Annotated in this window: 19 protein-coding genes; 11 read left to right on the top strand and 8 right to left on the bottom strand. The window is 65.2% G+C overall.

Annotated elements, in window-relative coordinates:
- Nucleotides 1-23: 23 nt before the first annotated feature.
- From QSU92_RS07660 to QSU92_RS07645, 4 genes are read right to left on the bottom strand one after another with little or no spacing between them, the layout of a single operon-like run.
- Nucleotides 24-1,469, bottom strand: a complete 1,446-nt coding sequence (locus tag QSU92_RS07660; RefSeq protein ID WP_289265590.1) for a hypothetical protein — start codon at nucleotides 1,467-1,469, stop codon at nucleotides 24-26.
- Nucleotides 1,469-1,762, bottom strand: coding sequence for a hypothetical protein (locus QSU92_RS07655; protein ID WP_179559642.1), 294 nt, complete (start codon nucleotides 1,760-1,762; stop codon nucleotides 1,469-1,471). The genes QSU92_RS07660 and QSU92_RS07655 overlap by 1 nt, the downstream gene beginning before the upstream one ends.
- A 20-nt stretch (nucleotides 1,763-1,782) precedes the next feature.
- The gene (locus tag QSU92_RS07650) at nucleotides 1,783-2,397 is read right to left on the bottom strand and encodes a M23 family metallopeptidase (protein WP_289265586.1); all 615 of its coding nucleotides are present in this window, start codon (nucleotides 2,395-2,397) and stop codon (nucleotides 1,783-1,785) included.
- Nucleotide 2,398: 1 nt separating this feature from the next.
- Nucleotides 2,399-3,124, bottom strand: a complete 726-nt coding sequence (locus QSU92_RS07645; protein ID WP_289265584.1) for a hypothetical protein — start codon at nucleotides 3,122-3,124, stop codon at nucleotides 2,399-2,401.
- A 385-nt stretch (nucleotides 3,125-3,509) separates the two neighbouring features.
- On the opposite strand from QSU92_RS07645, the gene QSU92_RS07640 reads away from it, so the two are divergent.
- The 5 genes from QSU92_RS07640 to QSU92_RS07620 all read left to right on the top strand — a co-directional run bounded on the left by QSU92_RS07640 (nucleotide 3,510) and on the right by QSU92_RS07620 (nucleotide 9,326).
- Entirely contained in the window at nucleotides 3,510-3,827 is a 318-nt protein-coding gene (locus tag QSU92_RS07640; RefSeq protein ID WP_289265582.1) for a winged helix-turn-helix domain-containing protein, read from the top strand.
- Nucleotides 3,828-4,567: 740 nt separating this feature from the next.
- Complete coding sequence (locus tag QSU92_RS07635) at nucleotides 4,568-5,893, top strand: ABC transporter substrate-binding protein (protein ID WP_289265581.1); 1,326 nt, start codon at nucleotides 4,568-4,570, stop codon at nucleotides 5,891-5,893.
- A gap of 104 nt (nucleotides 5,894-5,997) precedes the next feature.
- On the top strand, nucleotides 5,998-6,843 hold the full coding sequence (locus tag QSU92_RS07630; protein WP_289265580.1) for a carbohydrate ABC transporter permease: 846 nt from the start codon (nucleotides 5,998-6,000) through the stop codon (nucleotides 6,841-6,843).
- On the top strand, nucleotides 6,840-7,682 hold the full coding sequence (locus tag QSU92_RS07625; RefSeq protein WP_289265579.1) for a carbohydrate ABC transporter permease: 843 nt from the start codon (nucleotides 6,840-6,842) through the stop codon (nucleotides 7,680-7,682). The genes QSU92_RS07630 and QSU92_RS07625 overlap by 4 nt, the downstream gene beginning before the upstream one ends.
- Nucleotides 7,683-7,730: 48 nt before the next feature.
- Entirely contained in the window at nucleotides 7,731-9,326 is a 1,596-nt protein-coding gene (locus QSU92_RS07620) for an alpha-L-fucosidase (RefSeq protein WP_289265578.1), read from the top strand.
- Nucleotides 9,327-9,922: 596 nt separating this feature from the next.
- Here the strand turns inward: QSU92_RS07620 and QSU92_RS07615 are convergent.
- Genes QSU92_RS07615 through QSU92_RS07600 form a run of 4 tightly spaced genes read right to left on the bottom strand, consistent with a single transcriptional unit; the run spans nucleotide 9,923 to nucleotide 13,291 of the window.
- The gene (locus QSU92_RS07615) at nucleotides 9,923-10,888 is read right to left on the bottom strand and encodes a sugar kinase (RefSeq protein ID WP_289265577.1); all 966 of its coding nucleotides are present in this window, start codon (nucleotides 10,886-10,888) and stop codon (nucleotides 9,923-9,925) included.
- Nucleotides 10,885-11,547: a bifunctional 4-hydroxy-2-oxoglutarate aldolase/2-dehydro-3-deoxy-phosphogluconate aldolase gene (locus QSU92_RS07610; RefSeq protein ID WP_289265576.1), complete on the bottom strand. Its 663-nt coding sequence runs from the start codon at nucleotides 11,545-11,547 to the stop codon at nucleotides 10,885-10,887. Before QSU92_RS07610 ends, QSU92_RS07615 begins: the two co-directional genes overlap by 4 nt.
- Nucleotides 11,532-12,290 (bottom strand): SDR family oxidoreductase, encoded by a 759-nt coding sequence (locus QSU92_RS07605; RefSeq protein ID WP_289265575.1) that lies wholly within the window; start codon nucleotides 12,288-12,290, stop codon nucleotides 11,532-11,534. Before QSU92_RS07605 ends, QSU92_RS07610 begins: the two co-directional genes overlap by 16 nt.
- Nucleotides 12,287-13,291: a zinc-dependent alcohol dehydrogenase gene (locus tag QSU92_RS07600; RefSeq protein WP_289265573.1), complete on the bottom strand. Its 1,005-nt coding sequence runs from the start codon at nucleotides 13,289-13,291 to the stop codon at nucleotides 12,287-12,289. Before QSU92_RS07600 ends, QSU92_RS07605 begins: the two co-directional genes overlap by 4 nt.
- 110 nt (nucleotides 13,292-13,401) lie before the next feature.
- Between QSU92_RS07600 and QSU92_RS07595 the strand changes: the two genes are divergently transcribed.
- From QSU92_RS07595 to QSU92_RS07570, 6 genes are all read left to right on the top strand, one after another.
- Nucleotides 13,402-14,649, top strand: coding sequence for a CaiB/BaiF CoA transferase family protein (locus QSU92_RS07595; RefSeq protein WP_289265571.1), 1,248 nt, complete (start codon nucleotides 13,402-13,404; stop codon nucleotides 14,647-14,649).
- 1 nt (nucleotide 14,650) lies between these two features.
- A complete protein-coding gene (locus QSU92_RS07590; RefSeq protein WP_289265570.1) occupies nucleotides 14,651-15,784 on the top strand; it encodes an extracellular solute-binding protein in 1,134 nt (377 codons plus the stop codon).
- Nucleotides 15,781-16,239 (top strand): MaoC/PaaZ C-terminal domain-containing protein, encoded by a 459-nt coding sequence (locus QSU92_RS07585; protein ID WP_289265569.1) that lies wholly within the window; start codon nucleotides 15,781-15,783, stop codon nucleotides 16,237-16,239. The genes QSU92_RS07590 and QSU92_RS07585 overlap by 4 nt, the downstream gene beginning before the upstream one ends.
- A gap of 16 nt (nucleotides 16,240-16,255) precedes the next feature.
- Nucleotides 16,256-17,269 carry a LacI family DNA-binding transcriptional regulator gene (locus QSU92_RS07580; RefSeq protein WP_289265568.1) on the top strand — a complete coding sequence of 338 codons (1,014 nt, stop codon included), beginning with the start codon at nucleotides 16,256-16,258 and terminating at the stop codon, nucleotides 17,267-17,269.
- Nucleotides 17,270-17,981: 712 nt separating this feature from the next.
- Nucleotides 17,982-18,650: an RraA family protein gene (locus QSU92_RS07575; RefSeq protein WP_289265567.1), complete on the top strand. Its 669-nt coding sequence runs from the start codon at nucleotides 17,982-17,984 to the stop codon at nucleotides 18,648-18,650.
- Between the two features lie 42 nt (nucleotides 18,651-18,692).
- Nucleotides 18,693-19,550 (top strand): amidohydrolase family protein, encoded by an 858-nt coding sequence (locus QSU92_RS07570; protein ID WP_289265566.1) that lies wholly within the window; start codon nucleotides 18,693-18,695, stop codon nucleotides 19,548-19,550.
- Nucleotides 19,551-19,662: the final 112 nt, after the last annotated feature.

Below are 19,662 nucleotides of genomic sequence, written 5' to 3'. Positions count from 1 at the left end.
GCGGGTCAAGTCAGAGGTCGAAGTCATCGCGGACTCCTTTCAACGGGGCGCGGAGTTGATGGTGGTGCGGCGGGCTGCGGCCGCGCAGGTGACGTGGGTCGCGGCGTGGATGCAGCACTTCTTTCTGCTGGACCGCTTGTGGTCGTTGGGGCCGACGGCGTCGAGCCCGAACGTGTCTGAGGCCCTCGCGCCGAGGGTGCTGTGCCGGCTGTCGCACGCCCCCCACTCGTGCTTACCCCCGCAGGGGCCGAGCCGAGTCGGGTTGGCAGCTGCATGGCCGAGCGAGAGGCGGAGGAAGCGACCCTCCCGGCACCCGAGCCGAGTCGGCTGCCGATGCCATCCGCGGCGACCGCTCCAACGAAGCTGAACAGTCCAAAGATCGCAAACGGTGAAAACGCAACGAGGGCGAGTCCGATAAGCAGTGGCCACGCTTGCGGGTCCCAGATCGTCTTCACCGAAGCGAGCCCGTTGATGATGAGGGTGACGAATCCGACGGTCAACGGGCCGGTGAGCAGCAGAACGACAACCGCGGACACGTAGCGGACGACCCACTGCGGCCCGACCCCGCGGACGGGGAACAGCATCCATGCCACGGGCCCCACCGCGATCAGTGCGGCCAACACGATGTTGCGGAACGCGAAGACCAGCGCCAAGAGCAGCATGGCGATCAGCAAGAGGCCGTGGATGAGGAAGGCGAAGAAGTAGTTCGCTTGCCCGCCGGCCCACATGACGCTTTGCAGGGTCGTGAAGATCTCGAACGGGCCTTGCCCGCCGAGGATGTACCACGTCATGTCGTCGATCGCGTTCAGGAGATGCCCGGTGACCCATAGCGTGAGCGGAACCGCGGGGATCGCGATGAACGACCGGAGGAGTGCGCCGACGAGCTGCTCACGATCGCCGGAGACTATCGCCGCCGCGAACGCCCACACCATGGCACCGAAGAGCACCATGAGGATCGCCCACTGCCAGAACGACCATTCGCTGACCGCTGCTGTCCATAGCAACGTGCTCGTATCGAACTGCATATTCTGAGCGACGAGGAACATCATTCCGGTCGCGCTCAGCGCCATCCCTCGGCCGGCGTTCTCAAACGTGACGCACACGACGTCGCCGATGCTGCAGCCGTACGCAACGGTGATGGGCTTACCGCCCGACGCCTTGAGGGCATCAACATGCCCCTCGTAGGTCGTGCAGACGGTCGCGCGGGTCCCATCGGAGATGAGTCCAATCAAGCACTGCTGCGGTTTGACCAGTGACGGGTCAGTGGGAGTGCAGCTGATCTGTCCGCCGGCCTTGAGGCACTTGACCGGGTGTGACGGTGCCGACCACGTTTCGCCGGAGATTTCGGTCGCTGTCGTGGCGCGCGGGGACGCGGCATCCGCTTCGACTGCCAGCGCAGGCGACAGCGCGCCGACCGTGAGAGTCAGCCCGAGGGTCACCCCAGCCGCGATGGTGCGCCAGAGCTTCATCAGAAGCCGAAGTCGAAGTTCACAAACCAGGCGAAGAGCCCAGACGCGGCACCCAGGACCGCGGCAGCGATGAAGATCCAGAGGATGTTCTCTCCAGCCCATGTGCGGACTCGGTCGGAGGCCAGCCCTCGGAAGGCAAGAGCCGCTCCTGCGATGATCAGCATGATCAGGACGACGAGCATCGCGCCGGCGAGGATGTAGGACGCGATGACCTGGAATCCCTGGAAGAAGGGCGCAGAGAAGTCGGGTTGTATGTCGGGGATGTCGACGTCGGTCGAGAGGATGCCGGTCACAGGGGTTCCTTTGTTCGTTGTCAGGTCAGGAGGATGCCGCGCGCGGCCATGAACGGGACGGGGTCGATCGATACCCCGTCGTGAATGACTTCGAAGTGGAGATGGCACCCGAACGAACGGCCGGTGTTGCCCTCGGCGCCCAAGGGCGTGCCGGCTGTCACAGCTTGCCCCTCACTGACGCGGAGTGAGCCCCACTGCATGTGCCCATAGAGGGTGATGAGGCCGTCGCCGTGGTCGATGCGGACGGTGTTGCCCCACCCGCTGAGGGCACCGGCGCTGAGCACCGTGCCTGGACCGGCGGCGAAGATCGGCGATCCGCAGCCCTGGGACATGTCGTACCCCTTGTGCTGGACGGAGCAGAACCCGCATCCGGTGACGGGGTTGTGCCCGAAGCCGCGACCGAAGGAATACGGGCCGGCCATAGGGAAGCCCCAATCGCCATTGGCCGCGGGAACTGGGCGTGTGGTGTCAGGCCCGCTTGCGACCGAGCTGCCCGCGATCGCGAGGGGGATGGCGATAACCGGAGTGGCAGCGAACGCCGATATGAGAAGAACGAGGGTCAGTGCCCCGATCGCGATCTTGTGACCGATCCTCGTTCGGCCGAGGGCGGCGATCGCGGTAACCGGGGCCGGCATGTCAGGGCTCCACCGGCTCCGAGAACAGCCGGACCACCTTGCAGTCCCCGGCAGCTTGGCTGGAATCGGGTGTGGGAACCGATGCCCCTCCGCACAGCACCTGCACGCTGAGGCGGGTCTGCTCCTCGTACGAGACCTCGCCGCCGGCGCCGTCGGAACGCGTGAAGGTGATGGTGATGTCGGCTGTGCCGCTCGACATGTCCCCCGACTGGTCCTCGGGAACGGGCGAGAAGGAGACGTCCCCCGTCGTCACAGAGCTGACTCTGCCGTTCTCGCCTGCCAGAGAATCCCACTCTGCTTCAGGCAAAACGACGGTTTGGCGCGTCTCGAGCTTCGCCGCTTCAAGTTCGGCGATCCGGTCAGCTTCTGAGGCGTAGCGCGTGTCTGGCGTGAACCACGTGCCGAGGTAGGCGATCCACTCCTCGTACTCGGCCTTCGTGGTGTCGAAGGTGCCCGCGGCGGCGAGTGCCGCGCGGACGTAGGTCTCGGGATCCGTGGTGACCGGCTCGGGCACCCACCCGCGGGTGATGACGGACTCGTCGACCACTGCGGTTGCGAGCGTAGGAGTTGGGTCGGGAGTGCTGGCGGAAGTCGTTGTCGGCTCGGGACTTGGGGGAGTGGAGCCGGCATTGCTCAGCGAGGCGATTGTGAGCGCCGCGATGCCGATGATGAGGACGATTGCACCGATGACTGCCCACGCGATGCTGCGCCGGTTCGTGCGTGCCATCAAGTCCGCTCCTCGCCTTTAGGAGCAGCGAATGTGCTGACCCAGGTCACGAGTCGTGACAGACGCTGTCCCGGCATCCTAAGCACGCAAGGAGTGGATCGTGAAAATAATTCTGATCTGGGATTTATTGAGTGCATTGGAAGAGCGCGATGAGCTCCGGGGGTCGGCATCGTCGCGTTGAGTCCCGATGTTATGTCGGCCCTTATGGCGGTGTCTGTAGGTCTTTTGGGGGACAAGGGTGAGCGCGCCGGTCGAGCATCATGTGCTCGAGGCGGCGCCGTGAACCTTGACATGAGTGCATGGTACATAGCTACACTCAGTTGAGCAAAGCATTTTTTCATGCGGTTGTCTGGACGGACCCCTAGGTCTGTCGAGAGAATGGGGCGTGCCTAAATACGCCCGCCCCGCGAACAGTGATCGCGCGGAGGACCCCATCGAAGCGTTCGGGAACCGGCTACGCACCGGGATCATCGGCTACCTGAGAGAGCATCCAAATTCGTCTCGCGCTGAGATCTCTGCTGCGCTCGGGGTCCCCTCGCCGACCGTCTTCAATGCGCTGGAGAAGATGCTCGATACCGGGTTGCTAGTGGCCGACCCCCCGCGGGAGCAATGGGAGCGCGGCGGGCGTGTGCGTTACAGCGTCGACGGGCAGCTGGTGTCGCTGTTGTATCTGCAGCTTGGGCAGGCGCTCGGGGAGATTTGAGCCTTCAAGTTAGGTGAACGGTGCTTCTCGCGACGGACAAGTGCTCGATTGCCTTCCGTGAGATCGCGCCTAGCGACTAGATTTTCCAGCCTTCCCGGTCGAGCCGTTGCCCGGGTTCCATGGGCGCCGCATGTCGAGCCAGTGCGCTCCGCCCGCTATTAGGTCGCGCGGGTGCCGGGTAGTGGCGTGCCGCGCGGGCCGGATTCCCGCATCCGACGGAACGTCATTCGCGACCCGGATGCGTGCTTGTGAAGAACAGTACGCAGCCTGGCGCGTTGCACGCTCGCAGGGCGATGGCTGTCAGCCGAGCACGTCGATCGCGTCGAGTGCGACCTGAGCAAGGGCATTGCTAGCGTCGGCCGTACGCTGCGGAGTCAAGACAAGAACGGTGCCTGCGAAAGCGAGCTGGGACTGCAAGCGGGCGCGTGTAGCCTTAATGACGGTTTGGAGCGCGCTTTCTGGCTCGGCGATGGACGAGCGTGCCCATCTAACCGGTCATCTGTCCCGATGTCAACAAGTCAGCGAACGGCGTCGCGCAGAGTGCGAGCCGTATTCATATCTGCCTCGGTGTTGGTAGCCCTCGGTACGACATCACCCCTGACCATTGCTCAACGTCCGACGACTGACGCGGCGCGGTGTTGACAGCCTTTACACGCGCTGCTACTTTTTTGAACAAACGTTTGCGCACACTTGCCCGACGCAAATAAATCGATATCCCGGTGAACCAACGGAGGCCCAGGATGACAACGACTAATCGGAAAGCGGTTGTCGCAGCCGCCCTTATCACGGGATCCGTCGCGCTTACCGCGTGCGGCGGTCAGACACAGCCGGCCGACGATCAGCAGACGCTGACGGTGCAGACGTTGCCGGCCCTGAGCGAGGGCTTCCGCGCGGTCGCTGATCAGCTCGAGGCGGAGAATGAGGGTCTGACCGTGGAACTGGTCACCATCACCGACCAGCAGAAGATCACGACGAACTTGCAGGTTCTCGCCTCGGACGGAGCGCCAGACGTCGGCGTCGTGCCCACTAACACCGCGGCGTACAGCTCGCTGTCGGCGGCGGACGCACTCCTTCCGCTCAACGACGTCTGGGCCGCGGCATCCCTCGAAGAAGCCTACGGCGCAGATTTGGCGGCGGCTCTCAACCCGACGGGAACGCCGAACGTCGTTCTAGCCAACCGAAGCCTTTACAGCATCCTTTGGTACAACGCCGCGATCTTTGATCAGCTGGGGATTGAGGTGCCGGAGGACCACCAGATCGCGTCCGTCGACGACCTCGTCGAGATCACTGACGCGCTGCGAGCGGGTGGATTCGATCCACTTGCCATAGGAGGAAGCGCCAACTATCAGTGGGGGTGGGTCGTCGACAGCCTGCTGCCCACCGCCGCGTCACCGGGGCAGCTGGAGAACTACCTGACGAACTGGCAACCCTCCGTCGAGGTCAGCGCGCAGTACTCCGATCCCGCCTTCACCGACACCCTCGACCGGATCCAAGAGATGTACGACCGGGGGGTCTTCCAGGACGGGGCACTGAGCCAAGACGGCGAGGCATCGCTTTCGCTCTTCGCCGCGGAGCGGGCGGGCATGCTCATTGGCGGGTCCTACAATCCGGGGCAATTCGCCAACGACCAGGGGCTGGATCTCGATCTCGGATACCTCTTCTTGCCGCCAATGACTGAAGGAGAACTGACTCTGCCCAACACCTATGCTGGCAACACTCTTGTGGTGCCGCGGGCCTCGGCGAATCCGGACATGGCGAAGGCCTTCCTGGAACTCTTAGTGTCGCCTCGATTCCAGCAGGAAATCTTCGCCGCCCGCGGTGAGCTGCCTGCGACGCAGGTCTCGCTCGACGTCCTGGAAGAGAGCTTCGAGCCGATCGTGATCGACCTGATTAACTACGGCGAGGACAACGGAGTCGCGAGCGGGTGGACCTCGCTCGTACCGGGCTCACTCGGGCAGCAGTTCGTCGACCCGAAGATTCAGGCCATCCTGGCCGGAACTTCTACGGTGGAGCAGGTGGCGGCCGAGCTGGATGCGCAACTGCAGCTCACTCGTTCCGGTTCATGAGCCTGGAAAGTCGATCTCGCCTGAGCGCGCAGCCTCGTGATTCTGATCGCGACGGGGTTGCTCGGAGAGCTCGGCGCAGCCCGCGATCGGTCGCCCCCCTCACCATGGCGATCGCGCTCGCCCCCGCCCTCATCCTGCTGGCGTGCGTCTTCGCCTATCCAGTCTTCGATACCGTCCGGCTCTCGCTGGCGACATGGCGCGGTGCGGGCCCGGTGGAATGGGTGGGACTGGCGAACTTCGGGGATGTGCTATCGCGGCCGGACTTTTATCGCTCGGTCCGCACCACCTTCGTCTTCGCGGTCCTGGTCACCGTCGGCACGACGGGGCTCGCGCTTGTCCTCGCCGCCATCGCCAGCAGCGCGACGAGTCGCAACTCCTTCTATAAGTTCGTCTGGTTTCTGCCCGCGATTGCACCGCCTGCGGCTCTAGCCGTCTTCTGGGCGTTGTCGGTACAGCCGGGCACGGGAATCGTCAACGTCCTCATCGAGTCGTTCGGCGGATCGGCCAGCACCGCTTGGCTTGCGGACCCCGAATCGGCGCTGTATGTGATCGTCGTGGTCAACGTGTGGATCGAATCGGCCTTCGCATTCCTGCTGATCCTCGGTGCGATGGAGCAGGTGCCGGTCAGTCTCTACGAAGCAGGTCGGCTTGATGGCACGTCGGCGGCGCAACGCTTCTGGTTCATCACACTCCCCAGCATCCAGCCGGTTCTCACCATCGTCGTGATGCTTCAGTTTATCTGGAGCTTCAACGGGTTCACCGTCGTGTGGGCGATGACGCGGGGCGGGCCGGGCGATGCTACGCAGACCCTGCCCGTATTGCTCTACCGCGAAGCGTTCTTCTTCAGTAATTATGGGAGCGCGGCCGCGATTGGCGTGCTCGGCAGCATCGTCCTGATCGGCGTCGGAATCGTCGCGATCCGCCTCAGCCGATCGCGAGCCGAGTCATGAAGCGGCTTCGCCGGGCATCGCGTTATCTCGCGCACATCCCCGCGGTGGTGTGGACAACAATGGTCGTGTTGCCGTTTGTCTTCATCGTCCTATTGTCGTTTCGGTCCATGGCCGACATCTACGCGAACCCGCTCAGCCTCACTGGGGCGTGGGTCCCCGAGAACTTTAGCCGCGCGTGGGAGGGACCGCTCGGCGGTGTGGGCTTCTCGCGGTACTTCGGCAACACGCTCATCGTCACGATCGCGGCCGTCACGGTGTCGTTGACGGCCGGGGCGATCGCGGCCTACTTCACGTCCCTGCTCTCGCAGCGCTGGCGCAGACGGGTGATGATGCTGTTCCTCATCGGCACGATCATCCCGGCGATCGCCCTGCTCATCCCCCTCTTCCGGATCTTCAACGGGCTGAACCTGCTGAACGAGCCTCTTGCCGTCGGCGTGCTTTACGGGGGGCTATCGCTGCCCACGTCCGCGCTGATCCTCCATTCATTCTTCCTCGAGTTCCCCGACGAACTGCGCGATGCGGCGGCTCTCGATGGGCTGGGGCCCTTCGCCAGCTTTACCCGCATTGTTCTGCCGCTCTCGGCGGCGCCCATCGCAGCTGCGGGCATTCTGGCGACGGTGTGGGTGTGGGGGGAGACGCAGGTGGGGCTAGTTCTGCTGCAGTCTGCGACCAGCCAGACCGTGCCAGTGGGGGTGCTGTCGTTCCAGGGTCAGTTCACCAGCGAGCAGGGTCCACTGTTCGCCGGGCTAACGATGGCGATGCTTCCTTTGCTCGTCATATACGTCGTCTTCAGCCGTCATATCCGGAAGGGCATCGCGCTGGGCGGAGCCTTGCGTTGATTCCTCACCCACCCATCAGATCAACCGTCCACGAACAGAGAGCTTCCGATGATCGACGACGCCCGCACGTACACCCAATCGCTTGAGTCCCTCAAGCATCACGCGACGCCGGAGTGGTACCGCGACGCCAAGTTTGGCATCTGGTCGCACTGGGGTCCCCAGGCGCAGCCAGAGCTTGGGGACTGGGTATCGCGCATCATGTACGGCTCGTATCCCGGTTCCCGAGCGTGGGAAAGGCAGAAAGCGGAGCGGATCGTCTCAATCTTCCGAGAGCGGTACGGCCATCCGTCGAAGGCGGGGTGGAAGGATATCGCGAACCTCTGGACCGCTGAGCGATTCTCGCCCGAGAATCTCATGGATCTATTCGAGAACGCGGGCGCCCGGTACTTCGTTTCCATGGCGGTCCACGCCGACAACATCGACCTGTGGGACTCCACTCATCAACCGTGGAACTCAACCCGGATGGGTCCGCGCCGCGACGTGGTCGGCGAATGGGCGGCAGCAGCGCGCAGGCACCAACTTCCGTTTGGCTTGTCCTTCCATGCCGGGTCGTGGAGCTGGGATTGGTACGACGCCGCCAGGGGAGGAGACGCCGAGGGGGCCTACGACGGCGCGACTCGCGTCGAGGACGGGGCCGGGTTGTGGTGGGAGGGAATGGATCCTGCGGATCTGTACGGTCCGCCGCGCGCAGCGGGTGACGCACCCTCCGAGCAATTTGTCAGAAACTTCTGGATGCGAGTCCGCGAAGCATCGAGGCGGTACCAGCCCGACCTGTTGTACTTCGACGACCCTCGCCTCCCTTTTGACCAGGGGAGTCTGTGCGAGGCCGTTCCTCCTAGTTCCCGAGGAAGAAGAGTCATCGCGGACTACTTCAACGACTCCCGTCTCTGGGACCGCCCTTGGCGGAGTCCGGGCTCCGACGGAGTTGTAGTGAACATCAAGACCGTCTCCGACGAGGAGCGGACCGCCTTCGTTCTTGACGTCGAGCGCGGGCAGCCAGGTCTTGGTCAGCGGTGGCCCTGGCAGGACGACACCAGCTTGGGGGATTGGTTCTTTGACGCCCAGAATCCCGTGTACAAGTCGGATGCGTACGTCATCCATCTGTTGATGGATGTCGTCTCCAACAACGGCAATCTTCTGCTGAACGTGCCTCAGCGCGCCGACGGATCGGTAGACGATGAGCTGACCGACACCCTCACCGCTATCGGAAGCTGGCTTCGGACGAATGGCGAGGCGGTCTACGGCACCCGCCCCTGGGTGATTGATCGCGAGGGGGACGGAAGGCTCAGCGATGAAGGGTCGCATTTCATCGGAGAGGACGAGACAGAGTGGTATGCCGGGCGGGTTGCAGCCGGTCACTTCACGGAGAGCAGGCCAGACTACACGAAGCGCGACATCCGATACACCGCTCGGAACGAGACGGTCTACGCGACCGTGCTCGGGAGACCCGGTCCGGATGGTATCGCGCTTCGAGCGCTCGCGGAGGGCGGCTCCGCGTACCCGGGAGAGGTCGGCACCGTCACACTCCTAGGAGCGGACTCCACCCCTCTCGCGGTGAAGCGGGACCGCACAGCTCTGCACCTTTCGTTCCCGGAGCGTACCCCGGATCAGGTCGCGTACTGCTATCGGATAGATCGCGCGTGACGGGGGGCGGGGTAGCGTTCGGCTCGCTACTACCGCAACCCGATCTTGTGCCGGATACGTAAGCCGGGTGAGGGCGACGGTGTGAAGAACATGGTTAAGCTGCCGGTCGCCGCGAGAGGCAGCGGCAAAGCTGGTCGCGAAGCGACTTACGGTCACCCTCCCGGCGGCGCGGGCGGTGCTCGATCTCATCGAAAGGCGAGAACCTTGGGTCGCCTGCTCGCCGGACACCGTGCTTGGTACAGGCATCCAGGCCGCCCGGTGGGCCGTCGACGAGGGCCTCATCGGCGCCCCCAATTCGGGTAACAGTGACGAGGGCGATCCTCGGACACGAGGCCTGACACCGCAACCACGACTTCTACTACGCGCCGGGTGGCGGTTTCCTCTACGACATAGGCTCTTACTATCTGCACGCCTTCATCACGCTGCTCGGACCCGTGGCGCGCGTCGATGCATGCGCGTCCCGTCCCAGCGAGGAGCGCGTGAGCGAGGCTGGCCCGCGCGCTGGGGAGCGAGTGCCCGTCCTCCTCAATACCCACATCACGGGCCTACCCCGCGCGGTCCCGCTCACATCGCTCTGATGGCTCGGAGTAGGCCCTTCATCGAGAGACGGGGTCCGAGCCGGACGATTGCAGGAGACTCAACTGGCGCCGGTCGGGAAGATTCTCCCAGTCGCCCGAACCCAGGCACGCGAACGCTCCGGCACTCACAGCGGTGTGGACACAGTTCTCGATGGGTTCCGCGAGCATCCACTCCGTGAGGAGGCCGGCCACGAATGCGTCGCCAGCGCCAACCGTGTCGCGGGGAACGATCGGGATTGCGTCCCGTCGGAGCACCCGACCGCCGTGGAGCACGAGGGTGCCCTCGGCGCCGAGCTTCAGGGCGACCGTCGTCGGACCGAGCGCGGCGAGGCGGGTGACGATCTCTTCGTCGGTGCCGTCTCCCACCAGCAGCGCGCCCTCGTCGCGTCCCGCGAAAACGAACCGAGCCGATGCGGCGAGTTCGCGATACACCGGTCGCGGATCCCTCCCGCGCCACAGCGAAGGTCGGTGATTTACGTCGAAACTGACGGGGACGTCCGCCTCTTTGGCCGCATCGATCGCCGCGCCGACAGCATCGCGTGCCGAGTCGGAGATGGCAGCGGTGATGCCTGTGACGTGCACGAGCTGCGCGGAGGCCAGCAGATCAGCATCGACATCTGGTGGCGCGAGTCTGCTCCCAGCGCTGCCCGAGCGCCAATACTGGACGGCGGTGTATCCGGGGGCGGCTTCCGACTTCATCATCGCGCCGGTGCCGGCATCGACATCCACGTGAGCACGAACGACGACGCCCTCGGCGCGGAGTTCCCGGACGATTCGGCGACCCGCGACATCGTCGCCGATGCGACCTATCCAGGTCGCCGAGCCACCCAAGCGTGCAACGCCGATGGCGACGTTGCTCTCGGCCCCGCCGAACGACATCCGGTAGTCGTCCTCACGGGCGCCGTTGCCGGGATGTGTGGGGCGGAAGAGCGTCATCGTCTCACCCAGCGTGACGACGCCGTTCTTCACCGCGTCTCCGCTCATCGTATGGACCGACCGCTCGGGCAGGACTCAGCTGCGATACGGATGGCGGACCGGCTGCGCTCCACTACTACGGAGAAGTCGCCGGCGTCGAGTTCGCGCCGCGGCGCCAGCCAGCTGCCGCTGACGGCAGGAACGGCGGGTAGCGAGAGATAGCGGTCAAGATTGTCGGCTCCCACGCCTCCGCTGGGAACGAAACCGACTCCGTCGAAGACTCCTGCGAAGGCGGCGATCGTCTCCCAGCCGCCCAACCGATCGGCGGGAAAGAACTTCACCGTCTCGACGCCATCGCGTCTGGCGCGCTGCACCTCGGTCGCGCTCGCCACGCCCGGCAGCACCGCCATTCCCAGCGCCCGTGCGCGATCGACGATCTCCGGATCGTATCCGGGGCTGACAACGAAGGATGCCCCGGCGCCGGCCACCGCGTCGACCTGGTAGAGGTCGAGCACCGTCCCTGCACCGACGGCGAACCCCGCGGGTGCGTGAGCGACCATGGCCATGAGCAGCTCCAAACCCCGCGGGGTGCGCAGGGTGATTTCTGCGCACGTCACGCCGCCAGCGTCGAGTGCGTTGGCAAGGTCTGCGGCGATCTCCGGGGCGTCACTGATGACAACCGGGATGATCGGCCGGGAATCCAGCCATCCGCTCATCGTCCAAGCCATCCGCCGTCTACGGGGAGCGTGATGCCGTTCACGTAGTCGGAAGCGCGGGATGCCAGGAACACCGCTGCACCGCCGATATCGGACGCTTCGCCCCAGCGCCCCGCTGGAATCCTCTCGAGGATACTCTTCGAGCGCTGGGCGTCGCCGCGAAGCTGGGCGGTATTGTCGGTGGCGATATAGCCGGGAGCGATGGCGTTGACGTTGACGCCGTGGGGCGCCCATTCGTTCGAAAGAGCTTTCGTCAGTCCGGAGATGCCGGATTTCGCGGCCGTGTAGCCGGGCACGTTGATGCCGCCCTGGAAGCTCAGTAGTGATGCGGTGAAAATGATCTTCCCGCGTCCGCGCCCGAGCATGGGCCGGGCGAGGGCCTGTGTGAGTTGAAACTGGCTCGTCAGGTTTACCTGCACCACTTTGTCCCACAGCTCCAGCGGATGCTCTGCCGCAGGGGAGCGCTCGATCGTACCGGCGTTGTTGACAAGGGTGTCGATCTCGCGCTCGACGAGGACGGCAGCCAGGGCGTCGACGGCGCCGCTATCCGCGAAGTTGCACGCGTGGCCCTCGAACGAGCGACCTGCGGCAGTCACGGCTCGCTCGATATCGCTTCCGAACGGCGCGAGCGTCGCGCTGACACCGATGATGTCTGCCCCGGCCTCAGCAAGGGCGACGGCCATCGCAAAGCCGATACCGCGGCGGGCACCGGTGACGACGGCGGTAGTGCCCTCCAGCGAGAAGAGACTGCTCATGCCTGGCCCCTCACGTCCACGAGGATCTTCATGGCTCGGCCCGCCTCGAGATCGGCGAACGCCGCCTGGGTTTCGCTGAGCGGCACGATGCGGGTGATCAGCAGCTCGGACGGGATGATGCCGTCAGCCACGAGGCCGACCGCGGTCTCGAAGTCGGTGCGCTGGTAGACGCGCGCACCGAGGATGCTGAGCTCGCGCCAGAATACGCGTTGGAGGTCTATCTCCCGGGGCGTTGGGTGGATGGCGACGACAACGATCGTGCCGCGCACCTTGGCGAGCGCGGTGGCGCCGAGGACGGCCTGCGCCGCCCCGGAGACCTCGAACACGACATCTGCCCCAGCTCCCCCTGACCACCTGGTGACCCAGGTCACCTGGTCGATCGCTCGCGGGTCGATCGTGGTAAAGCCGAGGCCCTCGATCTGCGCACGGCGCTTCTCATCGAGTTCGATTACGACGACATCGCCCCCGAAGTGCCGTGCGACCGTGGCGATGAGAACACCGATCGGGCCGCCGCCGATCACGACGACCTTTTGCCCGGCGACGAGGCCGGAGCGGCGGACGTCGTGCACCGCCACCGCGACGGGCTCGACAAGCGCGGCATGATCCAGGCGCACCCCCTCGGGCAGCGCCACGAGCGTCTCAACCGGGACGTTCCAGAGGCCTTGCAGGGAGCCGGGGGAGTCGATGCCGATGAAGTCGAGGTTCTGGCAGACGTGGGTGTTGCCGGCGAGGCATGCCGGGCACGTTCCATCCCACGAGAGAGGCATGACGGTGACCCCGTCACCGAACGACCAGCCCGTGACCCCGTCGCCGACTGCGGCGATCTTGCCGCTCATCTCATGGCCGAAGACGAGCGGGGTCTGCACGCGGGCGTCCATGCTGCCGTGCAGGATGTGAAGGTCCGTCCCGCAGAGGCCCGTGTAGGCCACGGCGATCTGCACGAGTCCGGGGCCTGGCGGCACGGGGTCGGCGTGGGAGATCTCGATAGTGTGGTCGCCCACATAGCTCGCTGTCAGCACCGGCGCGCCTTTCTAGGGATGAGTTCGGCAACTGCATGGTGCAACCCAAGCCCAACGATGTCGCCTTGCGGTCGCCCGCGGCCTAAACTACCATGAGCAAACGATTGATCAACGGTGACCTGTTAAACGACGAAAGCGAACCATTGCCGATGACTACGGAGAACATCAGACCCCTCGCGGGTCTGCTCGTCCTCGATTTCAGCCAGTTTCTGGCCGGTCCCGTCGCCGCCATGCGCCTCGCCGATCTCGGCGCCCGCGTCATCAAGATCGAGCGGCCAGGCACGGGCGACATCGGACGAACTCTCGCCTTCGCGGGTCGCACGCTCGACGGCGACACCGTGTCGTTTCACGCCATGAACCGTAACAAGGAATCAGTTACCGCTGACCTGAAGGTGCCCAGTGACCTGGCCTACGTCAAAGAGCTCGTGGCGCGTGCAGACGTCCTCATCCAGAACTTCCGCCCCGGCGTCATGGAGCGCATCGGCCTCGACTACGCCTCGGTCAAGGAGATCAATCCGGCAATCGTCTACGCCAGCGCGACCGGCTACGGCAACAACGGGCCCTGGCGGGATCGACCGGGGCAGGACCTACTTGCCCAGGCGATCTCTGGCCTTCCGTGGCTCAGTGGATCGAGGGCCGATGGGCCTGTGCCCGTGGGGCTCTCGATCGCTGACCACCTGCTCAGCTGCCATATCGCGCAGGGCGTCACGGCCCTGCTGGTGCGCCGGTTCCGCACCGGTCAGGGCGGCCTGGTCGAATCGAGCCTCCTAGAATCCATGCTCGACCTTCAGTTCGAACTGCTCAGCACCAAGCTCAACGACGACACGATTCAGGTTCAGAGGCACGGCGACCACGCCGCGCACGCGTTCCTCGCCGCGCCGTATGGCACCTACCCCACGAGCGACGGCTACATCGCCCTCGCGATGAACCCCGTCCCTAAGCTCGGCGCACTGCTGGACCTGCCGGTACTCGAGGGGATGATCGACCCCCAGCTCGCGTGGGACCAGCAGGAGCGCATCGAGGCAATCCTCGCCGCGCGCTTCGCAACCGGCACCACACAGCACTGGCTCGACATCCTCGATGCCGCCGACGTCTGGTGTGCCCCCGTTCTGACCCTCGACGAGCTCCTCGACTCGGAAGGATTCGTCGCGATCCGGATGACCCAGCAGGTCGTGCGCCGCGGCGCGACGATCTCGACGACGCGTAGCCCTCTCCGCATCGACGGCGAAGTGCTTACGAGCGAAAAGGCCGCGCCGACGCTTGGTGAAGACGACGAGAGAGTGCGGGCCGAGTTTCCGCCGACACACGCGACCGGCGCCTTGGCTCAGAAGGTGGGATGACGTGACCACCGTCCTCACGGGCATCACCTGGGAGCACGAGCGCGGCCATGGTAGCGTCGCCGCCTCGGCCGACGCGTATCGCGCCGTCGCGCCCGACGTCGAGGTGCGCTGGGAGCAGCGCTCGCTGCAATCGTTCGCCGACCAGGCGCTCGAAGACCTCGTCGAGCAGTACGACCTGCTCGTGATCGACCACCCGCACATCCCTCGGGCAGCCGAGCACGGGCTCTTCGCTCGCCTCGACGGCACCGGTCACGACGACGAGCTCGCAGTGCTCGCAACGCAGTCCGTGGGCGCCTCGCACGCGTCCTACTCGCACAACGGCGGCCAGTACGGCCTTGCCACGGATGCCGCGGCGCAGGTCTCGGCGTATCGCCCCGATCTTCTGCCCGAGCCTCCGCGAGACTGGACAGGTGTTCTGGCCCTGGCCGAGCAGGGCCGCGTGCTGTGGCCTTACAAGCCCGTCGACTCGTTTTCGAGCCTCGTCACCGTAGCCTCGGGCAACGGGGAGGAGCCGATGCGCTCACCCGGTGTGTTCCTGAGCGCAGATGCGCTTGCCGAGGCCATGGAGACGCTCCGCCGGCTCGCTTCTCTCGTACCTAAGAACAACAGCACCTGGAACCCGATCCTTGCGGCGGACGCGCTCAGTACCAGCAACCGATACGCCTATGTTCCGCTCATGTTCGGCTACACGAACTACAGCCGGGCGGGCTTTCGGCCGAACCGAGTGAAGTACACGGACATTCCGGAGTCTCGCAACGGCGTGAACGGCGCGTTGCTCGGAGGTGCCGGCATCGCCGTCTCCGCCCGCACCAAGAACCTCGAGCAGGCGATCGCGTACGCGTTCTGGCTAGACTCGGCCGAGGTACAGGAGGGCATCTACTACGACGCCGGCGGACAGCCGGGTAACACCGTCGCCTGGGAGAGCGATCGCACAAATGCCGATTCGCTCGACTTCTTCCGGGACACCCGCGCCACGCTCGAGGGTGCTTACCTGCGCCCACGCTCCGTCCATTACATCGAACTCCAGAATGCACTCTCCGAGTTCGTCACCGAGGCCCTGATCGGCCGCCTCACCGATGAGCAGCTGCGATCGAGACTCGACGAAGGCGTCGGGGAATGGCTAGAGCACACATGAAGACCACCGACCGCTGGTTCGAGGACATCGAGGTCGGAGACCGCCGCGAGACCGTAGGACGCACCATCACCGAGTCGGACATAGTGATCCACGCGGGGCAGACGGGAGACTTCTTCCCGCACCACATGGACGCACAGTGGATGGCCACCCAGCCGGCGGGACAGCGGATCGCCCACGGCACCCTGATCCTCTCGATCGCGGTGGGTATGACGGCCGGCGACATCAACCCGCAAGCGATGACTTACGGCTACGATCGCATCCGCTTCGTCCGCCCCGTCTTCATCGGCGACACGATCCATGTGAGCGCCGAGATCACTCAAAAGACCGAGCACACGAGGCGTCCGGAGGAGTTCGGCTACGTGCACGAGCTCGTGACCACAACGAATCAGCGCGGCGACACCGTCATGGTGCTGACCCACTTGTATCTCGTGAATCGCCGGGTCGCGAGCGCGTGATCCCTAAGCTGGGGCCATGGCTACGCTGAGCGATGTCGCCGCACGCGCGGGGGTGTCTGTGTCGGCCGCCTCGCGCGTGCTCAGTGATGCACCGAACGCCCGCGTCAGCGATGACACCCGGCGTCGCATCACCGAGGCGGCCCAGGAGCTCGACTATCGCCCAAACTTCGCAGCGCGGGCCCTCAAATTCTCGCGCACGAACGTAATCGGTCTCATCGTCCCCGACCTAACGAACGCCATCTTCACCGAGCTAATGCGAGGGGTCGAGGAAGAGGCGACTCGCCGCGGCTACATGGTGCTACTGGCCCGCATCGAGGGCATGCCCGAAGGGCAGGAGGCCATTCCCCGGCTGATCGGCGAAGGCCGCGTCGACGGCGTGCTCCTACAGGTCGGCGACACCATGCGTCCGGAGGACCTCAAAATCCTCGTCGAGGAGTCGCTGCCGATCGTCCTAGTCAACTCGACTAACCCCCAGAGCGCCGGCTCGGTCGTGCTAGATGACGACCTCGGTGCCAACCTCGGAACTCGGCACCTCATCGATTTCGGCCACACCCGCATCGCGCTGATCAGCGGTCACCCCGCCTCCGACACGGCGACTCGCCGCGAGCGCGGCTTCCGTGCCGCGATGGCGGACGCCAGACTCGACGTCCCGGAGGAATACGTGACGCGCCTGGGTTACGAGCCCCGCAATGGAGGGCTCGCGCTCGCCGCGCTTGCGGCCCTGCCCGAGCCCCCCACCGCCGTCATGGTCGCCAACATTAATGCGGCACACGGAGCCCTACTCGAGGCGCGGCGGCTTGGGCTCCGTGTGCCGGGGGAGCTCTCAATCGTCGCGATGCACGATGCGTGGACGGCTGAGAACGCGTGGCCGCCGCTCACGACGGTGCGGATGCCGCTATATGAGCTCGGTCGCGAGGCGATGTCGGCGATCCATGACAGGATCACCTCCGGCACCATCGCGGATGTCGTCGTCCGCGACCCGAAACCTTTCGTGGTTGTGCGCGAGTCCACGGCCCCGCCTTCTGTCTGACGCAGAGCCAGGTCGACTCGGCCCGACTCGCGACGGTCGACGAAGGCCTTGAGGCCTATTTGATAGTGACCCAGTTTGGCGTGCGGACGTGCCCGCGCGACGGCGGGGCCGGGCACTGCTAACTCGTGCAGCATTTGTCAATTCTCGACCTCGTCGGCGCTTTGGCACTCGTAAGCATCAGGTCAACAGATTCGGCAACTACCGATGAAGATTTCCGTCGAGAGACGGATCCTGTGGGAGGGCGGCCCTCCTGACTGTGAACTGGCTCGGGTATAGCGCTGAGATGTTCGAGGACTCGCCCGCCGGCCTCCCCCTCGATCAGAGGTTCTACTCGTGATCCTCAATCGCCACCCAGGGCTGCGCTCGGTCAATCGTTTGCTCTAGACTTGGCGCGACCCAACACCAGGCGCACGACCACTCACCAGCCGATAACGAACTTCGATGATGAACCCCAGAAGCGACACCTCCCCCCCGCATCGTCCGCGCACGCACCGCGCTTCTCTCGCATGGCGACGCTGTTTGTGGAGACCGCGTGGGGGTTCGGCGGGGTCATCCGATCTTGAAGCCCCGCAATCCGGTCGTCGTCACATCGTGCGCGTCGATTCTCCCAACTTCCGGATCGGTCTCGTCATGACGCCGCGCGCGAACGGTCCTGGCATTCGCTTGGCACTCGGGATCGAGAGTGTCTTCTTCTTCCTGCCACGAGTCTGTCATGTCATCCGATGATCGGGGGTTCCGCCCCGAGCCCGGCGATGAGCGTCTCACGACGGCTATCCTGAGCGACTCATGCGACGCCTCAGGGCTGCGGAATCAAGTGCTGTCCGACCGGCTCGCCCCGATCGTGCCCGGGACGCGAATGATGGGGCGGGCACGCACGGTGCGCTTCGCCCCGTCGCTGGCCGACAGACCTGACGATCCGTACGGCGAGGCGATCGAAATGATCGACGGCATCGGTACCGGCGAGATCGTCGTCATCGCCACCGACGAGAACAACGACTCGGCATTCTGGGGTGAGCTCTTCAGTGCCGCAGCCCTGGCGGCGGGAGCGGCAGGCGTCGTGACCGACGGCAATCTGCGCGATACCGATCGCATCGCGGCCCTCGGGTTTCCCGCCTTCTCGCGCTCCCGGCGTCCGATCGACTTCCGCGCGCGCCTGCGCATCGTCGACATCGACGAGCCCGTCGTCATCGGCGGGGTGACGATCGCCCAGGGGGATCTCGTGATGGCCGACGACGACGGGATCGTGATCGTTCCCCGCGCGGACGAGAACGACGTGCTTGCCCGGGCCCGTGTGCGTGCGGCAGGGGAGTCCACCGTGCTCGCCGAGCTGCTCGCCGGCGAGTCGCTTCGTACGGTCTGGGACCGCCACCGCGTGCTCTGACCACCGACCCCACCGAGACCCTGGAGTAACGTGACTTTCCCCGTGATCGATGCCCACCAGCATGTATGGGATCCGGCCCGCGCTGACTACGACTGGCTGGGCTCTGCGATGGCCCCCATCGACAGGGCGATGACGTTCGATGATCTCGGACCCGAGCTCCGCGCCGCGGGCGTCGACTTCACCGTCCAGGTACAGTCGGCTGATAACCCAGAGGACACGGTACTCATGCGCGAGTCAGCGGCGCAGCACCCCGAGGTGGTGGGCATCGTCGGGTTCGCCCCGCTCGATGACCCAGCGGGCACGGCCGCGACGATTGACTCATGGATGGGGGACTCGCTCCTCGTTGGCGTGCGCAACCTTATCCACAACAAGACCGACCCGGACTGGCTACTGCGCCCCGAGGTCGGAGAGGCACTGTCTGTGCTCGAAGAACGCGGCCTCACGCTCGATGTTGTTGCCGTGCTGCCCCGGCACCTCGAGCTGGTGCCGATCCTGTCCGAGCGTTATCCCGAGCTGCGCATGGTGATCGACCACCTTGCGAAGCCGCCCATCGGGCTCTCCTCGATCCAGCCGTGGGGCGCGCTCTTTGCTGCGGCCGCCGAGAACCCGCTCGTCTACAGCAAGGTAAGCGGGCTGTATTCGGCGACCGGTGACATGGCGGCGTGGACGACCGAGCAGATCAGGCCGGTCTTCGACCGCGCCGTCGAGCTTTTCGGACCCCGCCGGCTGCTTTACGGAGGCGACTGGCCGATATCGGTGCTGGCGGGAGGGTACACGCGGGTCTGGCGGGGTCTGCGGCCCCTGTTCGACAGCCTTGACGCCGGCGACCGCGAGTGGATGCTGGGGCGCACTGCGGCAGAGGTTTACCGCCTCGACCCCGAGCGCCTCGAGCACCGATGACCGGATGCCTCAGGGCCATCCGCAGCGACGTTCGCCATCAACTCATCTCACCAAGTTGATTCATCCGATGGGAAACGACTCATAGCGGTAACCAGACCGCCAGTGCGATGAA

Source organism: Microbacterium sp. ET2, from assembly GCF_030347395.1.
Taxonomy (GTDB): domain Bacteria; phylum Actinomycetota; class Actinomycetes; order Actinomycetales; family Microbacteriaceae; genus Microbacterium; species Microbacterium albipurpureum.
This window is presented reverse-complemented; position numbering and strand designations above follow the sequence as displayed.

Bases quoted from the DNA above. Each gene is read 5' to 3' on its own strand.
- QSU92_RS07660 (WP_289265590.1), bottom strand. From the start codon at position 1,469: ATGAAGCTCTGGCGCACCATCGCGGCTGGGGTGACCCTCGGGCTGACT.
- QSU92_RS07650 (WP_289265586.1), bottom strand. From the start codon at position 2,397: ATGCCGGCCCCGGTTACCGCGATCGCCGCCCTCGGCCGAACGAGGATC.
- QSU92_RS07645 (WP_289265584.1), bottom strand. From the start codon at position 3,124: ATGGCACGCACGAACCGGCGCAGCATCGCGTGGGCAGTCATCGGTGCA.
- QSU92_RS07635 (WP_289265581.1), top strand. From the start codon at position 4,568: ATGACAACGACTAATCGGAAAGCGGTTGTCGCAGCCGCCCTTATCACG.
- QSU92_RS07630 (WP_289265580.1), top strand. From the start codon at position 5,998: ATGGCGATCGCGCTCGCCCCCGCCCTCATCCTGCTGGCGTGCGTCTTC.
- QSU92_RS07625 (WP_289265579.1), top strand. From the start codon at position 6,840: ATGAAGCGGCTTCGCCGGGCATCGCGTTATCTCGCGCACATCCCCGCG.
- QSU92_RS07620 (WP_289265578.1), top strand. From the start codon at position 7,731: ATGATCGACGACGCCCGCACGTACACCCAATCGCTTGAGTCCCTCAAG.
- QSU92_RS07615 (WP_289265577.1), bottom strand. From the start codon at position 10,888: ATGAGCGGAGACGCGGTGAAGAACGGCGTCGTCACGCTGGGTGAGACG.
- QSU92_RS07610 (WP_289265576.1), bottom strand. From the start codon at position 11,547: ATGGCTTGGACGATGAGCGGATGGCTGGATTCCCGGCCGATCATCCCG.
- QSU92_RS07605 (WP_289265575.1), bottom strand. From the start codon at position 12,290: ATGAGCAGTCTCTTCTCGCTGGAGGGCACTACCGCCGTCGTCACCGGT.
- QSU92_RS07595 (WP_289265571.1), top strand. From the start codon at position 13,402: ATGAGCAAACGATTGATCAACGGTGACCTGTTAAACGACGAAAGCGAA.
- QSU92_RS07585 (WP_289265569.1), top strand. From the start codon at position 15,781: ATGAAGACCACCGACCGCTGGTTCGAGGACATCGAGGTCGGAGACCGC.
- QSU92_RS07580 (WP_289265568.1), top strand. From the start codon at position 16,256: ATGGCTACGCTGAGCGATGTCGCCGCACGCGCGGGGGTGTCTGTGTCG.
- QSU92_RS07575 (WP_289265567.1), top strand. From the start codon at position 17,982: ATGTCATCCGATGATCGGGGGTTCCGCCCCGAGCCCGGCGATGAGCGT.